The organism is Clavibacter tessellarius (genome assembly GCF_001618005.1).
Classification (GTDB): Bacteria; Actinomycetota; Actinomycetes; order Actinomycetales; family Microbacteriaceae; genus Clavibacter; species Clavibacter tessellarius_A.
The window spans coordinates 1-24,868 of sequence record NZ_LQXA01000026.1 but is presented as its reverse complement, the minus strand read 5'-3'; the positions used below and the strand labels follow the sequence as shown (position 1 = coordinate 24,868).

Annotated in this window: 31 protein-coding genes and 1 pseudogene; 19 read left to right on the top strand and 13 right to left on the bottom strand. The window is 73.7% G+C overall.

Going from position 1 to position 24,868, the window contains the following annotated elements:
* The first annotated feature begins 105 nt into the window (after positions 1 to 105).
* A complete protein-coding gene (locus AWH51_RS06530; RefSeq protein WP_063071296.1) occupies positions 106 to 573 on the top strand; it encodes a VOC family protein in 468 nt (155 codons plus the stop codon).
* 98 nt (positions 574 to 671) lie between these two features.
* Here AWH51_RS06530 and AWH51_RS06525 read toward each other — a convergent pair whose 3' ends face one another.
* Entirely contained in the window at positions 672 to 1,142 is a 471-nt protein-coding gene (locus AWH51_RS06525) for a hypothetical protein (RefSeq protein WP_094126813.1), read from the bottom strand.
* Positions 1,143 to 1,416: 274 nt separating this feature from the next.
* A complete protein-coding gene (locus AWH51_RS06520; protein WP_063071294.1) occupies positions 1,417 to 2,157 on the bottom strand; it encodes a S1 family peptidase in 741 nt (246 codons plus the stop codon).
* Positions 2,158 to 2,471: 314 nt separating this feature from the next.
* On the opposite strand from AWH51_RS06520, the gene AWH51_RS06515 reads away from it, so the two are divergent.
* From AWH51_RS06515 to AWH51_RS06480, 8 genes are all read left to right on the top strand, one after another.
* Positions 2,472 to 4,127 (top strand): ABC transporter substrate-binding protein, encoded by a 1,656-nt coding sequence (locus AWH51_RS06515; protein ID WP_175345479.1) that lies wholly within the window; start codon positions 2,472 to 2,474, stop codon positions 4,125 to 4,127.
* Positions 4,124 to 5,122, top strand: coding sequence for an ABC transporter permease (locus AWH51_RS06510; protein WP_081234937.1), 999 nt, complete (start codon positions 4,124 to 4,126; stop codon positions 5,120 to 5,122). The genes AWH51_RS06515 and AWH51_RS06510 overlap by 4 nt, the downstream gene beginning before the upstream one ends.
* Positions 5,119 to 6,024: an ABC transporter permease gene (locus AWH51_RS06505; RefSeq protein ID WP_063071293.1), complete on the top strand. Its 906-nt coding sequence runs from the start codon at positions 5,119 to 5,121 to the stop codon at positions 6,022 to 6,024. The genes AWH51_RS06510 and AWH51_RS06505 overlap by 4 nt, the downstream gene beginning before the upstream one ends.
* Positions 6,021 to 7,763, top strand: coding sequence for a dipeptide ABC transporter ATP-binding protein (locus tag AWH51_RS06500; protein ID WP_063071292.1), 1,743 nt, complete (start codon positions 6,021 to 6,023; stop codon positions 7,761 to 7,763). Before AWH51_RS06505 ends, AWH51_RS06500 begins: the two co-directional genes overlap by 4 nt.
* The gene (locus tag AWH51_RS06495; protein ID WP_063071291.1) at positions 7,760 to 9,823 is read left to right on the top strand and encodes a CocE/NonD family hydrolase; all 2,064 of its coding nucleotides are present in this window, start codon (positions 7,760 to 7,762) and stop codon (positions 9,821 to 9,823) included. The genes AWH51_RS06500 and AWH51_RS06495 overlap by 4 nt, the downstream gene beginning before the upstream one ends.
* A complete protein-coding gene (locus tag AWH51_RS06490; protein ID WP_254654498.1) occupies positions 9,820 to 10,497 on the top strand; it encodes a TetR/AcrR family transcriptional regulator in 678 nt (225 codons plus the stop codon). Before AWH51_RS06495 ends, AWH51_RS06490 begins: the two co-directional genes overlap by 4 nt.
* A gap of 88 nt (positions 10,498 to 10,585) precedes the next feature.
* A complete protein-coding gene (locus AWH51_RS06485) occupies positions 10,586 to 11,545 on the top strand; it encodes an acetylxylan esterase (RefSeq protein WP_063071290.1) in 960 nt (319 codons plus the stop codon).
* Positions 11,546 to 11,694: 149 nt separating this feature from the next.
* Complete coding sequence (locus AWH51_RS06480) at positions 11,695 to 12,381, top strand: hypothetical protein (RefSeq protein ID WP_254654497.1); 687 nt, start codon at positions 11,695 to 11,697, stop codon at positions 12,379 to 12,381.
* 27 nt (positions 12,382 to 12,408) lie between these two features.
* On the opposite strand, the gene AWH51_RS06475 is transcribed toward AWH51_RS06480, so the two are convergent.
* Positions 12,409 to 13,581, bottom strand: a complete 1,173-nt coding sequence (locus tag AWH51_RS06475) for an FAD-dependent oxidoreductase (protein ID WP_063071288.1) — start codon at positions 13,579 to 13,581, stop codon at positions 12,409 to 12,411.
* A gap of 268 nt (positions 13,582 to 13,849) precedes the next feature.
* On the opposite strand from AWH51_RS06475, the gene AWH51_RS06470 reads away from it, so the two are divergent.
* Positions 13,850 to 14,311, top strand: a complete 462-nt coding sequence (locus tag AWH51_RS06470) for a hypothetical protein (protein WP_063071287.1) — start codon at positions 13,850 to 13,852, stop codon at positions 14,309 to 14,311.
* 190 nt (positions 14,312 to 14,501) lie between these two features.
* On the opposite strand, the gene AWH51_RS06465 is transcribed toward AWH51_RS06470, so the two are convergent.
* A complete protein-coding gene (locus AWH51_RS06465) occupies positions 14,502 to 14,696 on the bottom strand; it encodes a hypothetical protein (RefSeq protein ID WP_063071286.1) in 195 nt (64 codons plus the stop codon).
* Positions 14,689 to 14,841, bottom strand: coding sequence for a hypothetical protein (locus tag AWH51_RS16235; RefSeq protein WP_175345478.1), 153 nt, complete (start codon positions 14,839 to 14,841; stop codon positions 14,689 to 14,691). Before AWH51_RS16235 ends, AWH51_RS06465 begins: the two co-directional genes overlap by 8 nt.
* A 97-nt stretch (positions 14,842 to 14,938) precedes the next feature.
* On the opposite strand from AWH51_RS16235, the gene AWH51_RS06460 reads away from it, so the two are divergent.
* The 4 genes from AWH51_RS06460 to AWH51_RS06445 are packed head-to-tail and all read left to right on the top strand — an operon-like array spanning position 14,939 to position 16,914.
* Complete coding sequence (locus AWH51_RS06460) at positions 14,939 to 15,616, top strand: HAD-IA family hydrolase (protein ID WP_063071285.1); 678 nt, start codon at positions 14,939 to 14,941, stop codon at positions 15,614 to 15,616.
* Positions 15,613 to 15,981 carry a DMT family transporter gene (locus tag AWH51_RS06455; protein ID WP_063071284.1) on the top strand — a complete coding sequence of 123 codons (369 nt, stop codon included), beginning with the start codon at positions 15,613 to 15,615 and terminating at the stop codon, positions 15,979 to 15,981. Before AWH51_RS06460 ends, AWH51_RS06455 begins: the two co-directional genes overlap by 4 nt.
* Positions 15,981 to 16,295, top strand: coding sequence for a DMT family transporter (locus AWH51_RS06450; protein WP_063071283.1), 315 nt, complete (start codon positions 15,981 to 15,983; stop codon positions 16,293 to 16,295). The genes AWH51_RS06455 and AWH51_RS06450 overlap by 1 nt, the downstream gene beginning before the upstream one ends.
* Before the next feature lie 40 nt (positions 16,296 to 16,335).
* The gene (locus tag AWH51_RS06445; RefSeq protein ID WP_063071282.1) at positions 16,336 to 16,914 is read left to right on the top strand and encodes a GNAT family N-acetyltransferase; all 579 of its coding nucleotides are present in this window, start codon (positions 16,336 to 16,338) and stop codon (positions 16,912 to 16,914) included.
* A 24-nt stretch (positions 16,915 to 16,938) separates the two neighbouring features.
* Here the strand turns inward: AWH51_RS06445 and AWH51_RS06440 are convergent, their stop codons facing one another.
* Together AWH51_RS06440 and AWH51_RS06435 are read right to left on the bottom strand one after the other, a co-directional pair.
* A complete protein-coding gene (locus AWH51_RS06440) occupies positions 16,939 to 17,532 on the bottom strand; it encodes a YdeI/OmpD-associated family protein (protein ID WP_063071281.1) in 594 nt (197 codons plus the stop codon).
* Positions 17,529 to 18,221, bottom strand: coding sequence for a response regulator (locus AWH51_RS06435; RefSeq protein WP_063071280.1), 693 nt, complete (start codon positions 18,219 to 18,221; stop codon positions 17,529 to 17,531). The genes AWH51_RS06440 and AWH51_RS06435 overlap by 4 nt, the downstream gene beginning before the upstream one ends.
* Before the next feature lie 246 nt (positions 18,222 to 18,467).
* Here AWH51_RS06435 and AWH51_RS16455 point away from each other — a divergent pair, with 246 nt between their 5' ends.
* Positions 18,468 to 19,655 carry a sensor histidine kinase gene (locus AWH51_RS16455; RefSeq protein ID WP_131798109.1) on the top strand — a complete coding sequence of 396 codons (1,188 nt, stop codon included), beginning with the start codon at positions 18,468 to 18,470 and terminating at the stop codon, positions 19,653 to 19,655.
* A gap of 30 nt (positions 19,656 to 19,685) precedes the next feature.
* Here AWH51_RS16455 and AWH51_RS16450 read toward each other — a convergent pair.
* From AWH51_RS16450 to AWH51_RS06415, 4 genes and pseudogenes are all read right to left on the bottom strand, one after another.
* Positions 19,686 to 19,907 (bottom strand): annotated as a pseudogene (locus AWH51_RS16450) (ATP-binding cassette domain-containing protein); the annotation flags it as partial.
* Positions 19,904 to 20,308, bottom strand: coding sequence for a hypothetical protein (locus AWH51_RS06425; protein WP_063071278.1), 405 nt, complete (start codon positions 20,306 to 20,308; stop codon positions 19,904 to 19,906). The gene AWH51_RS06425 and the pseudogene AWH51_RS16450, both read right to left, overlap by 4 nt.
* Positions 20,305 to 20,622 carry a PadR family transcriptional regulator gene (locus tag AWH51_RS06420; protein WP_175345477.1) on the bottom strand — a complete coding sequence of 106 codons (318 nt, stop codon included), beginning with the start codon at positions 20,620 to 20,622 and terminating at the stop codon, positions 20,305 to 20,307. Before AWH51_RS06420 ends, AWH51_RS06425 begins: the two co-directional genes overlap by 4 nt.
* Positions 20,623 to 20,735: 113 nt before the next feature.
* Entirely contained in the window at positions 20,736 to 21,875 is a 1,140-nt protein-coding gene (locus AWH51_RS06415) for a zinc-binding alcohol dehydrogenase family protein (protein WP_063071276.1), read from the bottom strand.
* Between the two features lie 95 nt (positions 21,876 to 21,970).
* On the opposite strand from AWH51_RS06415, the gene AWH51_RS06410 reads away from it, so the two are divergent.
* Both AWH51_RS06410 and AWH51_RS06405 read left to right on the top strand, forming a co-directional pair.
* On the top strand, positions 21,971 to 22,546 hold the full coding sequence (locus tag AWH51_RS06410; RefSeq protein WP_063071275.1) for a TetR family transcriptional regulator: 576 nt from the start codon (positions 21,971 to 21,973) through the stop codon (positions 22,544 to 22,546).
* Complete coding sequence (locus AWH51_RS06405; protein ID WP_063071274.1) at positions 22,546 to 22,773, top strand: DUF2283 domain-containing protein; 228 nt, start codon at positions 22,546 to 22,548, stop codon at positions 22,771 to 22,773. Before AWH51_RS06410 ends, AWH51_RS06405 begins: the two co-directional genes overlap by 1 nt.
* Here AWH51_RS06405 and AWH51_RS06400 read toward each other — a convergent pair.
* Complete coding sequence (locus AWH51_RS06400; RefSeq protein WP_063071273.1) at positions 22,770 to 23,114, bottom strand: DUF2200 domain-containing protein; 345 nt, start codon at positions 23,112 to 23,114, stop codon at positions 22,770 to 22,772. The two genes, AWH51_RS06405 and AWH51_RS06400, sit on opposite strands and share 4 nt — an antisense overlap.
* 70 nt (positions 23,115 to 23,184) lie before the next feature.
* Here AWH51_RS06400 and AWH51_RS16230 point away from each other — a divergent pair, with 70 nt between their 5' ends.
* Both AWH51_RS16230 and AWH51_RS06395 read left to right on the top strand, forming a co-directional pair.
* Positions 23,185 to 23,340: a hypothetical protein gene (locus AWH51_RS16230; protein WP_175345476.1), complete on the top strand. Its 156-nt coding sequence runs from the start codon at positions 23,185 to 23,187 to the stop codon at positions 23,338 to 23,340.
* Between the two features lie 79 nt (positions 23,341 to 23,419).
* The gene (locus AWH51_RS06395) at positions 23,420 to 24,469 is read left to right on the top strand and encodes an LLM class flavin-dependent oxidoreductase (protein WP_063071272.1); all 1,050 of its coding nucleotides are present in this window, start codon (positions 23,420 to 23,422) and stop codon (positions 24,467 to 24,469) included.
* Positions 24,470 to 24,496: 27 nt separating this feature from the next.
* On the opposite strand, the gene arfB is transcribed toward AWH51_RS06395, so the two are convergent.
* On the bottom strand, positions 24,497 to 24,868 hold a 372-nt coding region (arfB, locus tag AWH51_RS06390; RefSeq protein ID WP_063071271.1), incomplete at its 5' end, for an alternative ribosome rescue aminoacyl-tRNA hydrolase ArfB.

Here is a 24,868-nt window from a genome sequence, read left to right as displayed (position 1 = left end):
ATCCAGTCTCGCGGGAGTGGAGGACCGCAGCTGTCCGCCACTGCCGGGAGGGTGCTCCTCAGCGGCCCGGATCCGGAGCCGCACCACCCAGCACGAGGAGACACCGTGAGCATCACGACCACCACCCACCTCAACTTCCGCGGCACCGCGCGCCAGGCGCTCGAGCTCTACCGGAGCGTCCTCGGCGGGGACGTCGTCGTCGCCACCTACGCCGACCTCGGCATGCCGGCCGAGGCGCCCGGCGCGGACAAGGTGGTCTTCGGCCAGCTCGAGACCGCCGACGGCCTCCGGCTCATGGCCTACGACGTGCCCGGCCATGACGACGCCGACGGCAGCGCGATCGCCGGCACGACGACGCGCGAGCAGGGCGCGACGATCACCGACCGCACCTTCTTCCAGTCGCTGCGGGGCGCGTCCCTCGCCGAGGTCGAGCGCTGCTGGGCGGGGCTCGCGGAGGGCGCGACCGTGATCGAGCCGCTCGCCGCATCCGCCTGGGCGGCGGGCTTCGGGATGCTCACCGACCGGTTCGGCGTGACCTGGGTCATCGACGTGCAGGCGCCGTCCGCCGGCTGACCCGACGGCGACGACGACGAGGCGGCCGACACCCGGAGGTGCCGACCGCCTCATCATGCGCGGGCTCCCGCGCCGTGGCGGGTGGAGGCTGCGCCTTCCTACAGGCGGCCCTCGCACTGGTGCGTCGGGCCGCCCGCGTACTTCACGCACCGCGCGACCGTGCCCTCCAGATGCCAGTGCTCACCGAGGTGGGCCCGGAAGTTGCTCGGGAAGATGCCCCAATCCCTGCTGCAGTCCGGGACCGGGTTGATCGTCGCACCCCAGCCCTGGGCGGTGGTGAAGTCGAGCGAGTTCCACCTGTTTCCCGGGGAGATGGGGATGCAGACCTTGTCGCTCGTGGGCGTGGGCCCGACCTGGACGGCCGTGTACTTGCTGGTCGTGACGAAGAGGTCGAACCCGTCGCCCCAGCCGTGATGCGCGAAGGCCTCGGGCTGCGCGCTCGCGGGCGGCGCCGCGACCGGCAGGGCGGTGAACGCGCCCGCCACGGCCAGAGCGCACGCGATCAGCCGCATGCCGCGGAGAGCGGGACGGCGGGACGCCGGGGGTGGCGTGGAGGAGTCAGGGATCATGGTGGACCTTCCGTGGTGAGGCGGGGTGAGCCGTCGCGGACGCGAGGCGGATGGACGGTAGCCGAGGACCCGGGACCTGCGCGCCCGCCCTCCCCCCGTCCGCCAGGCCACGTGCCGGGCCCCGACGTCGCAGGCCCCGGTCACGCGCGAGGTGCTGCGGCGGGCCGAGCCCGTGAGGGCCCGGCGGCCGGACGTGCACGTGAGTAGAGGCTCGGCACGACGACGCCGCGCCGCGCGGGCATGTCGCTCGTCGTCGGGAAGCGCGCCCGCCGCCCTACCGACCGGCGCCGCGCACCCCCGTCGTGCTCCGGATCCACGCCGCGTCCTGCGAGAGGAGGGCGTAGACGGAGACGCCGTGCGGGTCGTCCCGCTCGTCGCCGAAGCCCTGGGAGCAGAGGGCGCGGACGCGGCCGTCGACCAGGAGCGGACCGCCGGAGTCGCCGTCGTTCGGCACTCCGTTGATGCCCGTGACCTCCTGCGCCGCGCCGTGGAAGCCGTCGACCTCGGCGCCGGTGAGGCGGACGGTGGCCGCGTAGAGCCTCGTCGCCTGCTTCCCGTGCGCGCGGAAGCCGTAGCCCTCGATGGTCCCGGTGCCGGAGGCGGCCGCCCCGGATCGCAGGTCGAGGGGGGCGTACGCCGACAGGGGCGCGGGCGCGGCGAGGTGCATCAGCGCGATGTCGCCCTTCGGGGCAACGACCACGCGGTCCACGGGCGTCGCGGGGCCCGAGTGCGTCACCGAGTTCGACTGGTAGACGTCGATGTCGTCGGTGTCCCCCGTGCACTGCCGCGCGGTGAGGACCCAGGAGGCGTCGACCTGCACGCCCGTGCAGTCCTCCTCCCGCCCCGCGGCGATCGTGCCGCCGGTCTCGACGATCTGGACCGCCCACGGGGTGAACGGCGCGACGCGGCCGGCCACGATGTGGGACTGCGCCGGATCCGCGGTCGTCGGCGTGGGCGCGCCGCCCGACAGCCCCAGGGTGATGGCCACGCCGGCCACGAGCAGGTTCGCGAGCATTCCGTGCCTCTTCTCTTCTTCGGATCACGCGCGGAACGAGCTCCGGCGGACGATGCGCGGGAGCGGGGCCCCCGACGGATGCGCGGGACGCGGAGGTCGTGCGCCGCCCCGAGGGCGGTGGCCCCCTCGGCCCGCGTGGACAGGATGGAGGACGGCGGCGGACGCCGCCGGGGGCGTCCACATCGGGCGTCTCGCAGGGGGGAGTCGAGCCCGCGCGACGGCGCCGACGATCGCCGCGCATCCGGTCAGCATTCGCCACGGGCCGGCATCTCGCCTATCGTTCACCTGAACGATAACGAGGAGGGCCCGTCCCGATGCCATCGATCGTCACCACCCGCACCGCGCTCGCGGACGCGAGCTCGCGCTCCATCCGCGTCGTCGACCGCGCCGCGCGCCCCGACCGACCGGCCGCGCCCAGCCGCCGCGCCGTCCTCGCGGGCACCGCCGGGATCGCCGGCCTCGGCCTGCTCGCCCTCACCGGATGCGCCACCGGCGCGAACAGCACGACCATCCCCGAGGCCGCCGCCACCGGCACCGCCGCCCGCGGGGGCCGCCTCCGCGTCGCGCGGCCGGCCGCATCCGCCGCCGAGACCCTCGACTCCGCCAGCTCGCTCTCGGCGTACGAGTACCTCGGCGCCCTCTACAACCGGCTCGTGAGGCTCGATGAGAAGGGACAGACGATCCCCGACCTCGCCGAGGAGTGGGCGGCGAGCGCCGACGGCGCCACCTGGACCTTCCGGCTCCGCCGCGGGGTGCGCTTCCACGACGGGTCGACCTTCACGGCCGCCGACGCGATCGCCTCCATCCAGCACATCCTCGACCCGGCGACGGCCTCCCCGCAGGGCGGCGTGCTCGCCGACATGATCGGCCCGGACAGCATGTCGGCGCCCGACCCGTACACGCTCCGGTTCCAGCTGCTCACCCCGAACGCGGAGTTCCCGTCGCTGCTCACGGCGTACCAGTGCTACATCGTGCCGGCGGCCGCCATCGGCACGATCGGGCGCGCGGGCATCGGCACGGGGCCGTTCCGCCTCTCGTCGTTCCACCCGGCCGGATCCGGCAGCGTCGAGGCGTTCGACGACCACTTCGCCGGCCGACCCGTGCTCGACGGCATCGACTTCTCCTCCATCCAGGACACGACGGCCCGCGTCAACGCGCTGCTCGCCGGGCAGATCGACCTCATCTCGCAGACGAACCTCGACTTCGCGACCGCCCGCGTCGTCTCGGCCTCGAGCCGGGCGACGGTCGCGCGGGTGGTGGACGCGCAGTGGTACACGATCCCGATGCTCGCCACGAGCGACGAGTTCCGGGACCCGCTCGTGCGGCAGGCGATGAAGCTCGCGTACGACCCCGAGCAGATCGTCGCCACGGCCCTGCAGGGCACCGGCACGCCGGCGCGCGACAACCCGGTGCCGCCGTCGCTCGCCGCGTTCGTGGACGTCGAGCGCCCCTACGACCCCGACCAGGCCAAGGCGCTGCTCGCGAAGGCCGGCATGGCGGGCCTCAAGACGGAGATCCACACCTCCAGCTACGAGTCGGTCTTCACGCCCATGGCCGTCGCGTACCGCGACCAGGTGAAGGCGGCGGGCATCGACCTCACCGTGCGGAGCTCCTCCGCCGACTCCTACTTCACGGAGATCTGGATGCAGAAGCCGCTGATGGTGAGCTACTGGTTCACCGGCCGGCCCATCGACCAGGTGCTGAACCAGATCTTCCGCACCGGGTCCTCCTACAACGAGAGCGCGTGGTCGAACCCGACGTTCGACGCCCTCCTCGACGACGCCCGCGCCACCATGGACGACGCGAAGCGGCTGATGCTCTACCAGGACGCCCAGCGGCTCGTCGTGGAGGACAGCGCGGACATGACGCCCATGTTCGGCGACCGGCTCGTCGGCATCTCGCGCGACGTCGTCAACTACCGCGAGCACGGCTTCGAGTTCGACCACCTCACGATCGGGTTCCGCGCGTGACCGCGTCGCTGGCCGTCGTCCGCCGCATCGGCACGGCGCTCCTCACGATCGTGCTCGCCTCGCTGTTCGTGTTCCTCGCCGTGCAGCTGCTGCCGGGCGACGTGGCGCAGCAGCTCCTCGGCCAGAACGCGACGCCCGAGGCGGTCGCGACCCTCCGCGAGTCGCTCGGGCTCGACCGGAACGTGTGGCTGCGCTACGGCGACTGGCTCCTCGGCGCCGCGCGCGGCGACTTCGGCACCTCGCTCGTGAGCGGGGACCCGGTCGCGCCGACGCTGCTCCTCGCCTTCCGCAACAGCATGCTCATCGCGATACCGGCGATGCTCGTCGGCGTCACCGTCTCGCTCGCGCTCGGCGTGGTCGCGGGCGTCCGCCGCGGGCGCCGCATCGACTCGGTGATCAGCGTCGTGAGCCTCGTGGTGATGAGCGTGCCCGAGTTCATGGTCGCCACCGTGCTGGTGCTCGCGTTCGCCATCGCGATCCCCGTCTTCCCCGCCGTGGTGCTCCGCGGCAGCGACGCCACGGTCGCCGAGCTCCTGCCCTCGGTGGGGCTGCCCGTGATCGTGCTGACCCTCGCGATGGCGGCCTACATCTTGCGCACCATGCGGTCGTCGACCATCGACGTGATGGCGTCGGAGTTCATCACGACGGCCGAGCTCAAGGGCCTCACGACCCGGCAGGTGGTGTGGCGGCACGCCGTGCCGAGCGCCCTGCTGCCGACGCTCAACGTGGTCGCGCTCAACGTCGCGTGGCTGCTCGGCGGCGTCGTCGTGGTCGAGAACGTCTTCAACTACCCGGGCATGGGGAAGCTGATGCTCGAGTCCGTCTCCACGCGCGACCTGCCGACCATCCAGGCGATCGCCCTCCTGAGCGCCGGCGTGTACGTGGTCTGCAACCTCGCGGCCGACCTCGCCGCCCTCGCCCTCGATCCCCGGCTCCGCACGAGGCAGCGTCCCCGGCGCCTGCCGCGCGGCGCCCGACGGAAGGCCCGCGCATGACCGCCCCCGCATCCGCCCGGCCCGCCGGGTCGAGCCGTCCGACCGGCCCGACCGGTCGCATCCGCGCGTGGCTGGCGCCGCTCCGGGGATCCACCGCGCTCGCCATCGGGCTCGGGCTCATCGCGCTGCACGTGGTGCTCGCGGTGCTCGCGCCGTGGATCGCCGGGCACGACCCCGTGGTCACCGACTCGGGCGACGTGCTCTCCGGCACGACCTGGGCGCACTGGCTCGGCACCGACCAGTACGGGCGCGACATCCTCTCCCGCACGCTCAACGGCGGCCGGTACGCGCTCGTCGTGACCTTCCTCGCGACGACCATCGCGGTCGCGATCGGCACGGTCGTCGGCTGCGTCACGGCGTACGCGGACGACTGGTCCGACGAGGTCGTGATGCGCATCGTCGACGCGCTGCTCAGCATCCCGTCGATCCTCGCGCTGCTCGTGGTGGTGACGGTGTTCGGATCCGGCCTCTGGGTCATCGTGCTCGCCGTCACCGTCGTGTACGCGCCGGCCGTCACCCGCGTGGTGCGGGGAGCGGCGCGCACCGTCATCACGCAGGACTACGTCACGGCCGCCCGCGCCCGCGGCGAGCGCCCGCTGAGCATCGTGTTCCGCGAGATCCTCCCGAACGTGCTCGACGTGGTGCTCGTGGAGTACGCGATGCGCGCGTCGTGGATCGTGCTGCTCATCTCCTCGCTCTCGTTCCTCGGCTTCGGCGCGAACCCGCCGACGCCCGACTGGGGGCTCATGGTGCAGGAGAACCGCACCGCCCTGACCGTCGTGCCCATGGGCACGCTCGCGCCGATCGTCGCGCTCGCGACCCTCGTGATCGGCCTCAACCTCAGCGCCGACGGGCTCAGCAAGTCGCTCGGCATCGACCGCGCGCAGAAGGGGATGGCATGAGGCCCGGGACCGTCGAGGACACCCTGACCGGGGCCGTGCGCCTCGGCACCGTCGTGCGCGTCGCCGACCTGGCGATCTCGTACTCGAGCGGGAGCGCGGACGTGCCCGTCGTGCGCGGCGTGAGCTTCGAGATCCGCGCCGGACGCGCGCTCGGGCTCGTCGGCGAGTCCGGCAGCGGCAAGTCGACCGTGGCCCGCACGCTCCTCGCGCACCTGCGCCGCGGATCCCGGGTGGTCGGCGGTCGCGTGGAGGTCGGCGGGGACGACGTGTTCGCCCTCTCCCCCGCCGCCACGCGGGAGCTCCGCGGCGGCACGGCGGCCGTGGTCGCGCAGAACGCCGGCCAGTCGCTCACGCCGTCGATGCGCGTGGGCCGCCAGCTCCGCGAGGCGCTCGAGAGCCACGGGCTGCCGAGCGACGACGAGCGGGTGCAGGAGCTGATCCGGCTCGTGCGCCTGCCCGACCCCGCGACCATCGTGCGCCGCTACCCGCACCAGCTGTCCGGCGGGCAGCAGCAGCGCATCGCGATCGCCATGGCCGTCGCGGCGCGCCCCCGCGTGCTCGTTCTCGACGAGCCGACCACCGCGCTCGACGTGGTGACGCAGGCGGCCGTGCTGACCCTGATCCGCGACCTCGCGCTCGAGCTCGGCATGGCCGTGCTGCTCGTGAGCCACGACCTCGGCGTCGTCTCGACGATGGTCGACGAGATCGCCGTGATGCGCGACGGCGTCATCGTGGAGCACCGGCCGACCGCGGAGCTCTTCGCGTCGCCCGCGCACCCGTACACGCGGGAGCTGCTGGCCGCGATCCCGGGCGGCCCGCGCGCCGGATCCGCGGACGCCGCGACGCCCGCACCCGCCCCCGTGCCGCCGGTCGTCGTCGCCGACGGCCTCGTCGTCCGCTACGGCCGCGGCCTGCCGCCCGCCGTCTCGGACGTGTCGTTCACGATCGCGCCGCGCGAGACGCTCGCCGTCGTGGGCGAGTCCGGCAGCGGCAAGACCACGCTCGCGACCGCGCTCGCCGGCCTCGTGCCCACGGAGTCCGGCACCTTCCGGTTCCAGGGCGACGGCGTCGAGGGCGACCTGACCTCCGCGGTCGCGCACCGGCCGCTCGACCTGCGCCGCGCGGTGCAGCTCGTGTTCCAGAACGCGGACACCTCGCTCAACCCCAGGCGCACCGTCGGCGCGGCCATCGCGCGGCCGCTGAAGCTGTTCACCGGCAGCGCGTCGCCGGAGCGCGTGGGCGAGATCCTCACCGAGGTGGGCCTGTCGCCGGACTTCGCCGGCCGGCTCCCCGGGCAGCTCTCCGGCGGCCAGCGGCAGCGCGTCGGGATCGCCCGGGCGCTCGCTGCGGGGCCGCAGCTGGTGATCGCCGACGAGATCACGACCGCGCTCGACGTGCGCGTGCAGGCGGAGATCCTCCAGCTGCTCGCCGACCTGCGGCGCGACAAGGGCCTCAGCTGCCTCTTCATCAGCCACGACCTCGCCGTCGTGCGCGGGGTCGCCGACCGCGTGGCCGTGATGACGGGCGGGCGCATCGTGGAGGTCGGCCCGACCGAGCGCGTCTTCGCCGGGCCGAACCACCCGTACACGCGGCAGCTGCTCGACGCGACGCTGGAGCCGGGCGCCACGGAGCTGCCGGTCGTCGACGACGTGCGGGCCACCTGGCGCGACGCCGCGGGTGGAGGGTGGAGGGAGCTCGGCGACGGGCACCGGATCCGGGACTGGGAGGACGCACGATGACCGACGCCGCACGAGAGACCACCGAGGCCGGAGCCGACGGCGCGGACGGCGCCGACGGCGTCACGCATCGCGACGTCTGGATCCCGATGCCCGACGGCACGCCCCTCCACGCCCGCATCTGGTCGCGCGCGGGCGACGGGCCCGTCCCCGCGCTCCTCGAGTACCTCCCCTACCGGCTCGACGACTGGACCGCCCCGCGCGACAGCGAGCGGCACCCCTGGTACGCGGCCCACGGGTACGCGTCCATCCGCGTCGACATCCGCGGCACCGGATCCTCCGACGGCCTGTTCGTCGACGAGTACTCCGCGCAGGAGCTCGACGACGGCGTCGCGGTGATCGAGTGGATCGCCGCGCAGGACTGGTGCACGGGCGCCGTCGGGATCTTCGGCATCTCCTGGGGCGGCTTCAACGGCCTGCAGCTGGCGGCCCGCGCGCCCGAGGCCCTGAAGGCCGTGGTGACGGTCTGCTCCACCGACGACCGGTTCGACAACGACGTGCACTACATGGGCGGCGCGGTGCTCGGCATCGACATGGCCGCGTGGGGCGCGACGATGTTCGCGTTCAACTCCCGTCCGCCGCGCCCCGAGGTCGTGGGCGACGGCTGGGTGGAGCGCTGGCGGGAGCGCCTCGACCCCAACCGGCCGATGACGCCCACCTGGCTCGCGCACCAGGAGCGCGACGACTACTGGCGCCACGGGAGCGTGTGCGAGGACTACGCGGCCATCACCGCGCCCGTGCTCGCGGTCGGCGGGTGGGCGGATCCGTACCGCGACGCCGTGCTGCGTCTCGTGGAGAACGTGTCCGCGCCGGTGAAGGGCGTCATCGGCCCGTGGTCGCACCAGTACCCGGACCGCGGCCTGACGCCCGGCCCGTCGATCGGCTTCCTGCAGGAGACGCTGCGCTGGTGGGACCGCTGGCTGAAGGGCGTCGACACCGGCGTGGAGGCGGATCCCGCGCTCCGCGCCTTCCTCAGCGACTCCGAGCCGCCCGCCACGAGCTACCCCGAGCGGACCGGCCGCTGGGTCGCCGCCGCGTCGTGGCCGCCGCCCGCGTCCGTCTCGGCCTCGCCCGTGCTGCCGCTCGACGTGTTCCACGGTCCCGCCACCGTGGGCGACCCCGTCGTCGTCCGCTCGCCCCAGCACACCGGGCTCGACGCCGGCCGGTTCTTCCCGTTCGGCAACGCCACCGACCTGCCGCCGGACCAGCGCGCCGAGGACGGCCTCTCGGTGTGCTTCGACCTGCTCCTCGACGAGCCGCTCGACGTGCTCGGCAACGTGCTCGTCGACCTCGCGGTCACGAGCGACCTGCCCGACGCGAACGTCGTGGTGCGGCTCTGCGACGTCGCGCCCGACGGCGCATCCACCCTCGTGACGCGCGGGGTGCTCAACCTCAACAAGCGGATCGACCGCGCCCGGATCGACCCGATGGTCCCCGGCGAGGAGGCGGTCGTGCGCGTGCCGCTCGTCTCCACCGGTCACTCCTTCCCCGCCGGGCACCGGCTGCGCATCGCGGTGTCGTCGGCGTACTGGCCGTGGATCTGGCCCCACGCCCGCGAGGCGACCCTCGCCATCGCGCCCTCCCGCAGCGCCGTCACCCTGCCCGTCTGGACGCGCGCGGAGGACGACGGCGTGCGCTTCGAGGCGGCCGTGCAGGCGACGCCGATCGCGATCCAGCGGATCCCCGACGCCTCCGGCCTGCCCGAGCGCAGCGTCTCCCACGACGTGGCGACCGGCGAGTGGACGCTCGACGTCGACCCCGGCTACGGCGGATCCCGGGTCTACCCGGACGGCCTCGTCTTCACCGAGTCGAGCCGCGAGACGTACCGGATCACGGAGGGCGACCCCACCTCGGCCGTCGCGGAGTCGCGGTGGGCCATCGGCCTCGAGCAGGCGGGCTGGCGCGCGCGCCTCGAGACCACCTCTCGCGTGACCGCCGACGCGGACGCCTTCCGCGTCGTCAACACGCTCAAGGCATGGGCGCGCGACGGCGGCCCGGACGCCCCCGAGGTGCTCGTCGCGGACCGCGTCTTCGACGACCTCGTGCCGCGGACCTCGGCGTGACGGCCGAGACGGCCGCGGCCCCGGGTCCGATCGCGCCCGCCGGCTCGCCCGCGTCGACCGGGCGCGGCAAGCGCGAGAAGCCCGAGGTGCGGCGGGCGATGATCGTCGCGGCCGCCCGTGCCGTGATCCTCCGCCAGGGCCTCACCGCCACCGGCCTCCGCGACATCGCCGCCGAGGGCGCCGTGTCCGTGGGCACCGTCACGTACCACTTCGGCAGCGTCACGGAGATCCTCGACGAGGTCGTCGCGCTGGAGACCGACCGGTTCTACGCGGGGACCGTCGAGGAGGTCGACGCGGATCCGGATCCGGTGCACGGCATCCGCCTGCTGGTCGAGCCGCTCTTCGACGGCACCGACGCGTCCGAGTCGCACTGGCGGCTCTGGTCGGACTACTGGACCGCCGTCTCCCGGAAGCCCGCCCTCACGCCCGAGCGCCTCGAGCGCCTCCGCGTGTGGGAGGCGTGCCTCGTGCGCACGATCCGCCGCGGCGTCGAGGCCGGCGTCTTCCGACAGGTGGACGCGCCCGAGGTCGCGCTGAAGGTCGCGGCCTACAGCGACGGCATCGCGACGCAGCTGTCGCAGAAGGTGCCCGGCCTCGACACCGCGCGGGCGCTCGAGTGGATCTGGACCCTCCTCGACGCGGAGCTCGCCGACGGGACGCCGCTCTTCCGCTGAGCCGGGCCATGATGATCGAGGCGACGCAGCCCGAGGGCACGCGGCACGCCGACACGTCACCGCCCACCGCCGAACGCCCGGAGGACCCATGCTCATCGAACCCGTCGACGCCGCCCGCGCGCACGTCAGCAGCCACGTCGACCCGGACGACTTCGACGCCTTCTGGTCCGACACCCTCACCGAGGCCGGAAGCCACGACCTCGACGTGCGGCTCGCGCCCGTGGAGACCGACCTCGCGCTCGTCGACGTGCAGGACGTGACCTTCGCCGGATCCGGCGGCACCGACGTCCGCGCCTGGCTCCGCACCCCCGTGGGCGCGACGGGCCCGCTGCCCACCGTGGTCTCGTTCGTCGGCTACGGCGGCGGGCGGGGACGCGCCGAGGAGACCCTGATCTACGCGGCCGCCGGCTTCGCGCACCTGCAGATGGACACCCGCGGCCAGGGCTCGTACTGGAGCGCCGGCGACACCGCCGACCACGGCGAGGCCGGCCCCGCGATCCCCGGCTTCATGACCCGCGGCATCGCCTCCCGGGAGACCTACTACTACCGCCGCCTCTTCACCGACGCGGTGCGCGCGGTCGACGTCGCCCGCTCGTTCGACGTGGTGGATGCGTCGCGCATCGCCGTGCAGGGCGGCAGCCAGGGCGGCGGCATGGCCCTCGCGGTCGCCGGCCTCCGCGACGACATCGCGGCGGTCTCGGCCTACGTGCCGTTCCTCTGCGACATCGAGCGGGCCACGCACATCACCGACGCGTACCCGTACCACGAGGTCGTCGACTACCTGAAGACGCACCGGGGCCGCGGCGAGGACGTGCACGCCGTGCTGCGGTACTTCGACGGCGTCGCGTTCTCGCGCCGCGCGACCGCGCCCGCGCGCTTCTCGGTGGGCCTCATGGACGCGACCTGCCCGCCCTCCACCGTCTACGGCGCCTTCAACTCCTACGCGGGCGAGAAGGAGATCGTCGAGTGGGAGTACAACGGCCACGACGGCGGCGGCATCGACGACGAGCTCGGCACGCTCGCGTTCCTACGGCGGCGGATGGGGTGACGCGGGCGCTGCCGGGCTCGCGCGCGGACCGGCGCGCGGACCCGCCCGCGGATCCGCTCACGGATGGGGGCGCGACCCGCCCCGGGGTCGGCGGTTCCGCGTAGCCTGGGACCACCTCGCCGGTGGAGCGAGCGGACCGGGAGGACGTCATGCCCCGGCCCCGCATCCGCCCCGCGAAGCCCGCCAAGAGCAGCAAGCCCGGGCCTCCGCCGCCGTCCGTCGCGGCCCGCGTGGCCGCGGATCCGGCGCAGAAGGAGGTCCTCGTCGAGGAGGCCCTGCTGCTCGTGGGCGTGGCGCTCCGGCTGCAGATGGAGAACCTCATCATCCTGCGCACGTTGCGCGAGCGGCGCCCGTTCGACGAGGAGTCGCTCATCGAGGCGCTCCGCGGCGAGCTCGCGGAGCTCACGGGCGAGAAGCGCGGCGAGGCCGAGCGGCTACGCATGGCCTGCGAGCGCGCGGCGCTGCGCGACGGCAAGGGCCGGCGGCCCGACGACTACCGCGAGGGCGACGTGCCGGGCCTCCGGCTGCGCGCCGAGATCGCGGAGGAGATCGTGGAGCGGCTCGGCGCGCTGTCGCGGGATCCGGAGGCGCTGCGCGAGGTGCTCGTCATCGCGCGCGACTCGGCGCTCGAGCAGATCGTGCGCGCGCGGCTCAGCCCGCAGCTGCTACCCGGCGCGTTCCCCGAGGAGGGGCGCGACGACCGGGTCGGCGAGCTGCGCGACGAGCTCGCCCGGCTGTCGGCCGAGCGGGCGCGGGCCGAGGAGCGCGCGGGCACGCGGGATCCGGCGCGGACCCGCACGCGGACGCCGGCGCGGGGGCGACCGCAGAAGGTGTGACGGCGCGGCTTCGCCGGCGCCCCCGGCTCAGGGCGCGAACGCGAACCGCGGCTCGACGCGCTCGCCGGTCGCCGCATCCGCCGCGAGGCTGCCGATCAGCGGCGCGAACTTGGCGCCGTGGCCGGAGCAGGGCGAGACGATCGTGATGCCCTCCATCCGGTCGATCACGAAGTCCTCGCTCGGGGTGCTCGTGAACAGGCACGTCGACTCGGCGTACGGCACCGGATCCACGCCCGGCAGGTTGCGGCGCACCCAGTCGACGACGCGCGCGCGGTTCGCCGGATCCACGCGGCCGTCCTGATGCGCGGCCGACGGGATCACGCGCCCGCCCTCGAACTCGGCGACCTTGTGGCCGCGGCCCTCCACGTCGCGGCCGCCGGGCAACGCGTAGACCTGCATGCGCTCGTCCATGTGGATCGAGGTGGGGACGGATCGGGCGGGCGGGCCATCCCGATACGGACTCTGCCGATACGGACTCTGCCGATACGGGAAGTGGAACACCTGCTCCTGCCGCACGCGCAGCGGCGGGATGCGGTCGAGGGCGGCGCGCGGGAACGGCAGCGCGGCCAGGAGCTCGGGCAGCCAGCCGCCCGCGCCCACCACGACGCTGTCGCCGTCGACGCGGCGCCCGTCGTCGGAGGCCACCCGGAAGCCGGCGCCGGCGCGCTCCACCGACGCGGCCGTCCAGCCCTCGTGCACCACGGCGCCGTGCGCGACGGCCAGGTCGAGCATCGTGCGCACGGCGACCTCGGCGTCGACCACGCCGGCGGCCGGGTGGAAGAGCACGTCGGAGTCGAAGGTCATCTCGGGCCAGCGGTCCTCGGCCGCGCGCGCGGACATCAGCTCGTGGTCGATCCCGACGCGCTCGAGCACGCGCGCGAGCTCGGCCGGGCGGCGCACGAGGCCCGAGTCGACGGATCCGGTCGGTGTCACGAGCCGCGTGCCCGTGCTGCGCTCGAGCCGGTCCCAGAGCACGCGGGCGTCGCGCATCAGGCGCACGTAGAAGGGGTCGGGGTAGGCGTAGCGGAGGATGCGCGCGGATCCGTGCGAGCTGCCCCGCATGCTCGCCGGCCGGTCGCGCTCCAGCACCGTGACCTGGTGCCCGCGGCTTGCGAGCTGCCAGGCGGTGGCCGCCCCGGCGAGCCCGGCGCCGATGACCACGTGGTGGGTCGCGCGCCCGCGCCCGGTGGATCCCGTCATGCGGCCAGGCTACGGTCGCGCCCCCGCTTCCGGGTGCCGGGCCCGGGAGCCGTAAGCCCGCCGCGAGCCGTGGGCCGGGCGAGGAGCCGACGGGCGTCGGTCCGCGAGGGCGAATCCCGGGCGCACCCGCACCGTTCCCGCCCGCGCGGTAGGTCAGACGTTCGTCTGGCGTTCACTCGCGGGCCCTGTGAGCGGCCGCCCTGCCCACGCACGGCGCCCTACCGTCTCCTCGCGGGCTCCCCCCGCCCCGACAAGGAGGTGCGTCACCATGTCACGCCGAACGAAGACGATCCGGATCCTCTTCCCACCGAAGCTCCTCGCGACCCTCGCGATCGGCTCCCTCACCGCCCTCGGCCTCGCCTTCACCGGCCCGGCCCACAGCGCGAGCGCGGAGGAGAGCACCCCGCAGGCACGCGTCGCCGCATCGATCGAGCACGGCCAGCTCCAGCAGGACGTCGGGTCCGGCCGCCTCACGGATGCGACGGCCACCGGCATCGCAGGTCAGCACATCCCCACGTCGCCCACGGATGGTGCGATCGCCGAGCAGAAGCTCTTCGGCATCCACTGGCCGGAGATCCGCATCCACATCCACATCCCGCTGCCCCCCGTCCACATCCACATCCCGCACATCCACGTCCCGTCCATCAACATCCACATCCCCATCCACGTCCCGCTCCCCCACATCGACCTCCCGCCGATCCACATCCCGCCGGGCGGCCACCGCCCCTGATCGCGCCGGTCGTCCCCACCACCACCCTGTGGAGGTCGCGCCGCGGGCACCAGGCTGGCGTCGCGTCGTCGCGACGGCTGCCTGGCTGAGGGCCGGGCCGGAGGATCGCCTCCGGCCCGGCCCTTAGTCGGACCTGCGCTCCACCACGACCGGAGATGCCCGGCGGCGGCGACCGCGGATGCGGGGCCGATCAGTCGAGCGCGATCCCCACGATGACCGCCAGCAGGCCGACCACCGCGAAGGGCAGGGCGGCGAGGCACATCGAACGCGGTGCCGGCTCGTTCGTCCGGGACGTGTGGTTCAGCGTGCGGAAAAAGCCGATCCCCATCCCGACGATGCAGACGATGGTCACGACCTGCAGCGCCTTCGCCAGCGGGTCACCCACGGGCCCGCCTCCGCAGCCGGATCCCCCGCACGGCCGCCCAGCCGAGACCCGCGAGCCCGAACGGCGCGAAGATGCCGGCGCAGAGCCAGGCCGGAGCCTCCCAGCGGAACCCGCCCTCGACCTCGTCCGTGTCGCCCGCGCCCATGCCGCCTCCGCCCCCGCGCAGCGTCGGCTCGCGGCGACCCCTCCATCGTGGCCGACCGGGGCGCGTCCGGCTGCCGCCCGTCCGGGAGGATGGACGCATGACCGCACCCGTCACGCTCACCGCCCGCGCGCTCCTCCTCGACATGGACGGGACGCTCGTCGACTCCACGGCGCTCGTGGAGGAGATCTGGACGATGCTCGCCCGGCGCTTCGGCCACGACCCCGCGGACCTGATGCGACGGATCCACGGCGTGCGCGCCGCCGACAGCATCGCCCGGTTCGCGCCCGCCGGCAGCGACGTGCCCGCCCTCCTCGCCGAGCTCGACCGGCTCGAGCTCGACGGCAGCCCCGCGACCGTCGAGATCCCCGGCGCCCGCGACCTGGTCGCCGCGCTGCCCGCCGGATCCCACGCCCTCGTCACGAGCGCCGGCCCGGACCTCGCGCGCGCCCGTCTCGCCGGCGCCGGGATCCGCGTGCCCGACGTCGTGGTCTCCGCCGACGACGTCACCGCCGGCAAGCCCGACCCCTCCGGCTACCTGCTCGCGGCGGAGCGCCTGGGCGTTGATCCGGCCGACGCGATCGTCTACGAGGACGCCGAGGCCGGCATCCGCGCGGGCCTCGCCGCCGGCATGCGCGTGGTCGTCGTCGGCGATCACGCGAGCGACGCCACCGTCGGCCTCCCCCGCGTCCGCGACCACCGCGGCACCACGGTCGAGGTGCGCGACGGGGTCCTCACGCTCACGCTCCCCGGCGACGCCCTCACGCCCACCCCGTGAGGTGGGTCCTCCTCGGCGGCGCCATCGTCAGCGAGGTGACCGCCACCCTCGCGCTGCAGGCCGCCGTCGACGCGCCCGGCTGGTACGCGCTCGTCGTCACCGGGTACCTCGCGGCGTTCTGGTTCCTGACGCGCGTGCTGAGGACGGGCATGGCCGTCGGTGTCGCCTACGGGGTCTGGGGCGCCACCGGCGTCGCGCTCACCGCCGTGGCCGCCGCGGCGCTTCTCGACCAGCCGCTCACCGGCCCGATGATCGTCGGCCTCGTGCTCATCGTCGCCGGCGTGCTGCTCGTGGAGCTCGGGTCGCAGCGCGCGCAGGCCGCCCGCGCGACCGCCGCCACCGCGGCCTCCGGCGAGGCCCGCTGATGGCCTGGCTGCTCCTGTCGATCGCGATCGTCACCGAGGTCGCCGCCACCATCTCCCTCAAGCTCGCCACCGACGGCCGGAAGCGCTGGTACGCCGTCGTGGCGGTCGGCTACGTCACCGCGTTCTCGATGCTGGGCGGCGCGCTCGCGCTCGGCCTGCCCATCGGCGTCGCGTACGGGATCTGGGCCGCGACCGGCGTCGCCCTCACCGCGATCCTCGGCCGCCTGCTCTTCCGCGATCCCCTGACCCGCACGATGGTCGCCGGCATCGTGCTCATCATCGCCGGCGTGCTGCTCATCGAGCTCGGGCACTGACCCGCAGCGCCGCGCCGCCCGCTGATGGCACGATCACCTCATGGCATGGACGGACGCGGGCGACCCGCAGCGGTACGGGGCGGGCATCCTCCAGGGCGAGCGGATACGCCTGCGGGCCCTCGAGGACGCTGACCTCCCGGACCTCGTGCGCTGGTGGCGGGATCCGGAGTGGGCGGTGCTGCAGCAGCTCACGGTGCGCCCGCGGCCCGAGGCCGACGTCGCGGAGCAGTTCCGGAAGTGGAGCGACAACGAACCCGCGGGCTCCGTGGGCTTCTGCGTGACCGACCGGATCTCCGGCCGCCTCGTCGGCCACGTCACCCTCTACGGCGCCGGGCTGCTGACGCGCGCGGCGACGCTGACGGTGATGATCGGATCCGAGCACGTGGGCGTCGGCTACGGCACGGACGCCGTGCGCACCCTCGTCGGCTACGGGTTCCGCGAGATGGGGCTGAACCGGATCGAGCTGCACGTCTTCGCCTACAACGCCCGGGCCCGCGCGACGTACCGGAAGGTCGGCTTCGTGGAGGAGGGCGTGCGGCGCGAGACGGTCTTCCACGACGGCGCGTTCCACGACGAGATCGTGATGTCGGTGCTGGCGCGGGAGTGGTTCGCGCGCTGACGCGGCTGGCGCCGATCCGCCGCCCTACTGCGGGTGCGCCGCCTCCCCGCGCTCGAGCATCGCCACGAGCTTCGCGAGCCGGTTGGCGCGCACGGTCGCGTTCGGCGCCGTCGACACCCGGTGGATCACGGCGTAGCGGTTGACCTTGCTGAGCGTCGCGAAGGTCGCCGCGGCGGCGGGCGACGCGGCGAGCGCGGCCAGCAGGTCCTCGGGCTCCGCAGCGGATGCCTGACCCGCGTACGCCCGCTCCCACCGCCCGTCGGCCTGCGCGCGCTCGACCTCGCGGATCCCGGCCGGCCGCATCCGCCCCTCGGCCGTGAGCGTCGCGACGAGTCCGATGTTGCGTTCCGACCACAGCGACGCCTTCCGCCTGGGGGTGAACCGGCGGCGGAACACCCGCTCGTCGATGCTCGCGGTCTGCCCGTCGATCCACCCGCTGCACAGCGCCTCGTCGAGGGCCTCCGCGTAGGTGAGGGAGGTCGGATCCGTCGTGCCCTTCTTCGCGAGCACCAGCCACACGCCGTCGGACGACTCCTCGTGCGCGTCGAGCCAGGCGCGCCACGCGGCGCGGTCGGGGAGGGTGAGGAGGTCGTGCACTCCCCCGCCGACCGGGGTCATCGGGCTCTGACCGACGGCTCGCCCTCGTAGTGCGAGAGGTCCACGATGCCGTGGCGCACCGCGTGGATCAGCACCTGCACGCGGTCGCGCACGTCCCACTTGGTCATCACACGGCTGAGGTTGGCCTTGATGGTCGGCTCGGAGAGATGCAGCTCCCGGGCGATCTCGGCATTCGACATGCCGCGTCCGATGAGGCGGACGACGGTGTACTCGCGCGTCGTCAACGGCTCGTGCCCCGAGGCCGCCATCGAGCCGGTCTCCGAATCGTCGCGGAGGGACAGGATCAGATCGCGCGTGATGCGTGGCGACATGACAGACCGCCCCGCCCGGACCTCGCGGATGGCGTGCAGGATGTCGTCCGGCTCGCTGTCCTTGACGAGGTAACCGGACGCACCGGCGCGGAGCGCGGGCACCACGTGCCGCTCGGAGGAGAACGTGGTCACGGCCAGCACCCGTGTGTCCGACAGCGCCGCCGTGATCCGCCGAGTCGCTTCCATCCCGCCCATGCGCGGCATCTGCAGGTCCATCAGCACGACGTCGGGCTGCAGCTCCTCGGCTGCGCGCACCGCGAGGACGCCGTCCTCCGCTTCGCCGACGACCGTCATGTCGGGAGCCGACGCCACGAAGATGCGGAGCGCATGACGCACCAGCGCTTCGTCATCGGCGATGAGGACGCGGATGGGTGCCATGCCGCGAGCCTACGGGGCCGTCCGTCGCCGATGACCATACGGAAGTCTCGTGGGTCGCGACCTTCGGATGCATCGACGCGCGCACCGGCGCCGAGACGCTTCTCCAGACGCACGGAGAAGGAGACGACGATGCAGGCACTGATCACGCTGATGGGACTCATCCGACCGACGGGTTTCTGGAACGAGGCATGCAAGCTCCTCAAGATCTGCAAGTGAACGGCCTACGCGACCAGTCATGATGGGCGGGTGACGAGAGCTGGGTACCTCCGACGCCGGATGAGCGGCCTGCCCCAGCCGTGGCGGGGACGCGAACCGGACTTCTCGAACCTCCCGCCCCGTGCGCGCATCGCGCTTCTGACGGTGATCACGCTCGTGCTGGTCGTCGACATCGTCGGCTTCCTGGAGGATCCAGCACCGTCCTGGCGCGAGCTCGTGGCGCAGGAGGCGCCGACCATGGCCGTCGCGCTGTTCGCGTGGTCACCGCCCGCCGCAGCGATCTCGCTGCTCCTCGCCGCCCTGCTGGAGACCGCGGCGGGCCAGGGCGGCGGCCTCGCCGTCTACCTCGCCGTCGCGACCGGGCTGGTCGTCTACACGAGTCCCCGCTGGTTCAGCGGCCTGTACGCGGTGACGGCGTCGGCGGTGGTCGTGCTGCATTGGACGACCGCGGAGTCCCTCACGACGACGGCCCTGCCCGCCGTGCTCCTCATCGGCGCGCTCGCTGCCCTCGTGGGCCGCACCCTGCGCTCCTCGCTCCGGCGCGAGCGGGGACTGGCCGTCGACCTCCTGGACCTGGAGCGGGCGCGTGACGCGGAGCTCGAAGCGGAGCGGCAGCGCATCGCCGACGAGCTGCACGACATCATCGCCCACGACGTCACGCTCGTCGCCATGCACGTGCGCGTGCTGGGGCGGGTCGACGACCCCGCGCTGCGTGAGCAGTCCGTCGTCGCGATCCGCGACAGCGCCGACCAGGCGCTCGCGGACATCCGGCGCGTGCTGCGGGTGGTGCGGGACGACCGGAGCACGACCATCGGCGATCGGGATGAGGACGGAGACACCATCGCCGGCGCCGTGGACTCGGTCCGTCACGACCTCGAGGCCCTCGGAGCGCATGTCGTCGTGGGGCCGCTCGACGGCCTGGACGTGTCGAGCGCCATCCAGCTGACGATCGTCCGCCTGCTACGGGAGGGGGCTACCAACGTCGCGAAGCACGCGGCCCCCCGCCCGGACGTGCGCGTGGACATCGATCCGGGCCAGGACGACGTGACGGTGACGATCACCAGCACCATGGCGCCCACCTCCACCACGAGCCCGATCCCCTCTTCCGGGTACGGGATGCACCGGATGCGTGAGCGCGTCACGCTCCTGGGCGGCAGCCTGGAGGCTCGCGAGGTCGAGGGATCCTGGGTGTTGAGCGCCCGCCTGCCGCGTCACTGAGCGCGCGGCGGCGTCGAGCATCATGCCCACCGTGGCGGCGGGGCGTTCCAGTCGCGCGTACGCCTGCCCGTGCACCGTGGCGATCCCCGCGTCCTGCCGCGTCATGCCGGCGAGGATCCGCAGCGTGGTCGACTTCCCGGCTCCGTTGGGGCCAAGGAATCCCGTGACCGTCCCCGGCGGGCAGCTGAAGGTGACGCCGTCGAGGACGCGTCGGCGTCCGTACGACTTGGCGAGCCCGTCGACGACGATCACCGCCCGGCCTCCGTCGCGTCGAACCCACGCGGCAGTCGCCGGTCCAGCACGAAGCCGCCGACGCAGCCCCCGACCGCCAGCAACAGAGCCGACCACAGCGGCACCGACAGCGGGCCGACCCGCATGGGGATGTCGAGCGTGGCCGACAGCGCGATCAGCGACACCGCGAGGAGCGCGGCGACCACGACCACGACCACGACCGTCACGAACCGCTTGCCCGGCGTCCACGTCCGATGCTGGGGGAACTGCGCGGCGAAGACGCGGGGGTCGCCGAAGCGGTCCTCCGGCCCCGCGTCCGCGAGGGAGCAGTCGCTCCGGACGTCGTCGAGCGTCGAGCGGATCCGGTCCTCGTCGAGGCCCCGCACCCGCAGCTCGAACGCCAGCCTCCTGTAGTAGTTCATGTCCCGCTCCTCATCCCGTCGTGACCCGACGCGATCGCGTCGAGCGTCGTGCGGACCCGCGCCCATTCGTCCAGCAGCACCGCGACACGTTCGCGTCCCTGGCTCGTGACCGAGAACACCTTCCGGCCGGGGCCCGGCCCCACGTGCTGCCAGTCGTGTCGCACCCAGCCCCGGTCCTCCAGCCGTGCGAGGAGCGGGTAGACCGTGCTCCCCGTGGCCTCGGCGTGCCCGGACTCCGTCAGCCGCTCCAGCAGCCGGTACCCGTGATCGGGCTCAGATCCGAGCAGGAGGAGGACGGTCAGGGGCAACGTCACGCGGCTCCAGTCCGATGACCATCCGATGTCCATGGATAGATCGTGACGCGACCTATGGCGGGGGCGAATACGGAGGTATCGGATCCGTGAGACTTTCGGATGATCCGGCGGCGTCAGCGGCCCTCGGCGGTCCCTCCGCCGAGCGTGACCACGAGCTTCCGCGCCGAGACGCCCTCGCGCAGCCGGTCCATCGCGGGCTGGATCGCCTGGAGCCCGGTGCCCGTGACCTCCGCCTGCGGCGCCGCGACGTAGCGGCGCTCGGCGAGCGCGTCCGGCAGGAAGCGCTCCCAGAGCATCGGACCGACCTCGTCGTGCATGAGGGCGCTGCCCCAGATGAAGCTCGCGCGGATCCCGCGGACGCGCGCCCGCAGCATCAGGGCCGGGGTGATCGTGCCCATGCGGAGGCCGAGGCGCACGAGCGGCAGGCCGACGCGGCCGCCGCGCGGGAGGGTGTCGAACGAGACCGGCGGGCTCGCCATGCTGACCCGCTTGGCGCCCGTGGCCGCGGCGATCCGCACGGCCGGATCGCCGGATCCGGTGCCGATCGCCAGCACGCCCGCCACGCGTCGCCCGGCCAGGTGCCGCACGATGTCCTGCACCGCCGTCGGGCTCCGGTAGTCGAATGCGCGGCTCGCGCCGAGCGAGCGCACGAGCTCGTGGTTGCGCGGCGAGGCGGTGGTCACGACGTCGTAGCCGGCGGCGACCGCGAGCTGGATCGCGTTCAGGCCGACGCTCGTGGATCCGCCCCACACCACCACGGTCTCCCCCGTCGCCGGCGTGGTCGCGTCCGGGAACCGCAGGCCGAGCTGGCCGGCGCCGAAGAGGCCGGACGCGGCGGTCGAGATCCCGAGCGGGAGCACGGCGGCGTCGGCGAACGCGAGGGAGTCCGGGATCGGCGCGGCGAGGTCGGTGCGCACGATGACGCGGGTCTGGAACCCGCCCTCCGGCGCGTGACGCCGCCCCTTCTCCATGCCGACCGCATACGCGACGACCCGGTCGCCCACGGCGAAGCGCGTGACGCCAGGGCCGACCTCGTCGACGACGCCGGCCACGTCCTCACCGAGCACGGCGGGGTGCGGCAGCCAGCGGTACATGAGGTCGCCCATGTGCTGCTTCATGGTGTCGAGCGGGTTGATCGCGACGGCGCGCACGCGGATCGCGACCTCGCCCGCGCGGGGTGCGGTGGAGGGCGCCGCGCCGACGGTGAGGTCGGCGGCGGACGAGGCGAGCCAGGCGGCGGATTCGGTGGGCACGGCGGATCTCCGATCTCGGGTCGCGGCATCCGATGACATCGCGTGTCATCACCATAGTCCGTCATGGCACGCCGTGTCATCACTAGGATCGACGCATGAGCAGATGGCAGCCGGACGCGCGCGAGCGCCTGGCCGCCGCCGCCCTCGAGCTGTTCGGCGAGCGGGGCTTCGCGGAGACGACCGTGCCCGAGATCACCGCCCGCGCCGGCCTCACCACCCGCACCTTCTTCCGCCACTTCGCCGACAAGCGCGAGGTGCTCTTCGCCGAGGAGGACGAGCTGCCGGCCCTCGTCACGCGCATCATCCGCGAGGCGGCGCCCGACCGCTCGCCGCTCCAGGTCGTGGAGGACGGGTTCCCGGAGGTCGTCGCGTCGCAGTTCGCGGAGGGGCGCGCGACGCTGCTCGCCCGCAAGCGCATCATCGTCGCGGATGCCGGGCTGCAGGAGCGCGAGATGCGCAAGGTGGCGGCGATGCAGGAGGCCGTGCGCGCGGGCTTCGTGGAGCGCGGGGTGGATCCGCTCACGGCCGTGCTCGTCGCCCACGCCACCGCGACGGTCTTCGGGGTGTCCATCGGGCGGTGGCTGTCGGAGGACGGCGGCGCCGCCGACCTCGCCGAGGTGCTCCGCGAGACGCTCGGCGCGTTCCGTCGGGTGATGGCGGCGGGCGCGTGATGCGGGTCACGTACGACGCGGTCGCGGACGCCGCGTACATCGCCCTCGCGGGGCCGGTCGGCGAGGGCGAGGCGGCCACGACCATCCACTCGATCCTGACGCCCGGCGACCGCGGCGAGGTCGCCCTCGACTTCGACGCCGACGACCGGCTCCTCGGCATCGAGGTGCTGCACGCGAGCGCGGTGCTGCCGGCGGCGGTGCTCGCGGAGGCGGAGCGGATCGGCTAGCTGCCGCGCAGCACCTTCGCCATCGGGCGGCCGCGGGCGATCTCGTCGACGAGCTTGTCGAGGATCCGCACCTGCTTCATCAGCGGATCGTCGATCTCCTCGATGCGGACGCCGCAGATCACGCCGCGCACCTCGTCGGCGAGGGGGTTGAGGCGGGCGGCGGCGAAGAAGTCCTGGAACGTCGTCTCCGCATCGAGGTGGCGCTCCAGCTCCACGGCGTCGAAGCCGGTCAGCCACGTGATCGCCTCGTCGACCTCCGCGCGCGTGCGGCCCTTGCGCTCGACCTTCTTCACGTAGAGCGCGTGGACCGACGCGAACGAGGTCGTGTAGATGCGGTGCATGTCCGGAGCGTATGCCGGTGCGGACGGGAGGTACAGGTACCGTCGCCTGATCCCGATGAGAGGACCTCCCATGTCTCCCGAAGACGAGACCTCCTACCTGCTCCGGAACCCGGCCGGCGCACGGCGGCTGCTCGCCGCACTCGAACGCGCCCAGCGTGGGGAGTTCGAGGAGCGCGAGCTGAGCGAGGCGCCGATCGCGCCCGAGGCACACCCGACGCGGGAATAGGCAGCCGCCCCGGCGCGGTTCGACTCCATGCAGACGCATCCACCCGGATCCGTCGCCGCCGAGCACCGAGGAGCGCCCCATGGCCACGAAGATCGGCTTCCTGTCGTTCAACCACTGGCAGGACGTGCGCGGATCCCGCGTGCGCACCGCCCAGGACTCGCTGCTCCAGTCGATCGACCTCGCGGTCGCGGCGGAGGAGATCGGCATCGACGGCGCGTACTTCCGCGTGCACCACTTCGCGCCGCAGCAGGCATCGCCGTTCCCGCTGCTGGCCGCCATCGCGAGCCGCACCAGCCGGATCGAGATCGGCACCGGCGTCGTGGACATGCGCTACGAGAACCCCCTCTACATGGCCGAGGAGGCGGCCATGACCGACCTCATCTCCAACCGCCGGGTGCAGCTCGGCATCAGCCGCGGATCGCCCGAGCAGGTCGAGGCCGGCTACGAGTCGTTCGGCTACGTGCCCCGCGACGGCGAGACCGACGCCGACATGGCCCGCCGCCACACCGGCCTCTTCCTCCGCGCGCTCGAGGGCGAGGAGCTCGCGACCGCGGCCCCGCAGCGCGGCATGATCGCGGGTGGTGTCGCGATCACCCCGCAGTCGCCCGGCCTCCGCGAGCGGATCTGGTGGGGCGCCGGCACGCGCGCCACCGGCCAGTGGGCGGCCGAGCAGGGCATGAACCTGATGTCGTCGACGCTCCTCTCGGAGGACACCGGCGTGCCGCTCGACGTGCTCCAGGCCGAGCAGATCCAGCTGTTCCGCGACGGCTGGGCCGCCGCCGGGCACGCGTGGGAGCCGCGCGTGAGCGTGAGCCGCAGCATCATCCCGATCATCGACGACGAGTCGGAAGCTTTCTTCGGCGTCCGCTCGCAGATCGAGGGCCGCGACCAGGTGGGCGAGGTCGGCGGCGAGAAGTGGCGCTTCGGGCGCTCCTACATCGGCACCCCGGAGCGCCTCATCGAGGAGCTCGGCGCCGACCAGGCGATCGCCGCGGCGGACACCCTCCTCGTCACGATCCCCAACCAACTCGGCGTGGACTTCAACCTGCGCTCGCTCGCGGCGATCAAGGGGATCGGGGAGGCGCTGGGGTGGGACCGGGCGGATGCGGCGGTGGGGGCGTCGGCCTGATCCGCTGACCCCTGCTCGTCCGCCGGCTCAGTCGCCGGTCGGCCGCTTGCGCTGCTGCTTCGTGGCGGACCGCTGCGTCTTGGCCGCGAGGCGTCTCTTCTGTGATCCCTTGGTGGGGCGCGTCGGACGTCGTGGCGCGGCATCCGGTGCCAGCGCATCCGCGACGAGCTGACGCAGCCCGTCGATCGCGGCGACCCGGTTGCGCAGCTGCGACCGCTGCTCGGAGACCGTCACCGTGATCGTCCCCGCGACCAGGCGTCGGCCGAGCCGATCGAGGATCCGCGCCCGCTGCGGGTCGGTGAGCACGAGCGATCCGGCGACGTCCCACGTGAGCTGCACCCGGCTGTCCGACGTGTTGACGTGCTGCCCGCCGGGCCCGGACGACCGCGAGAACCGCCA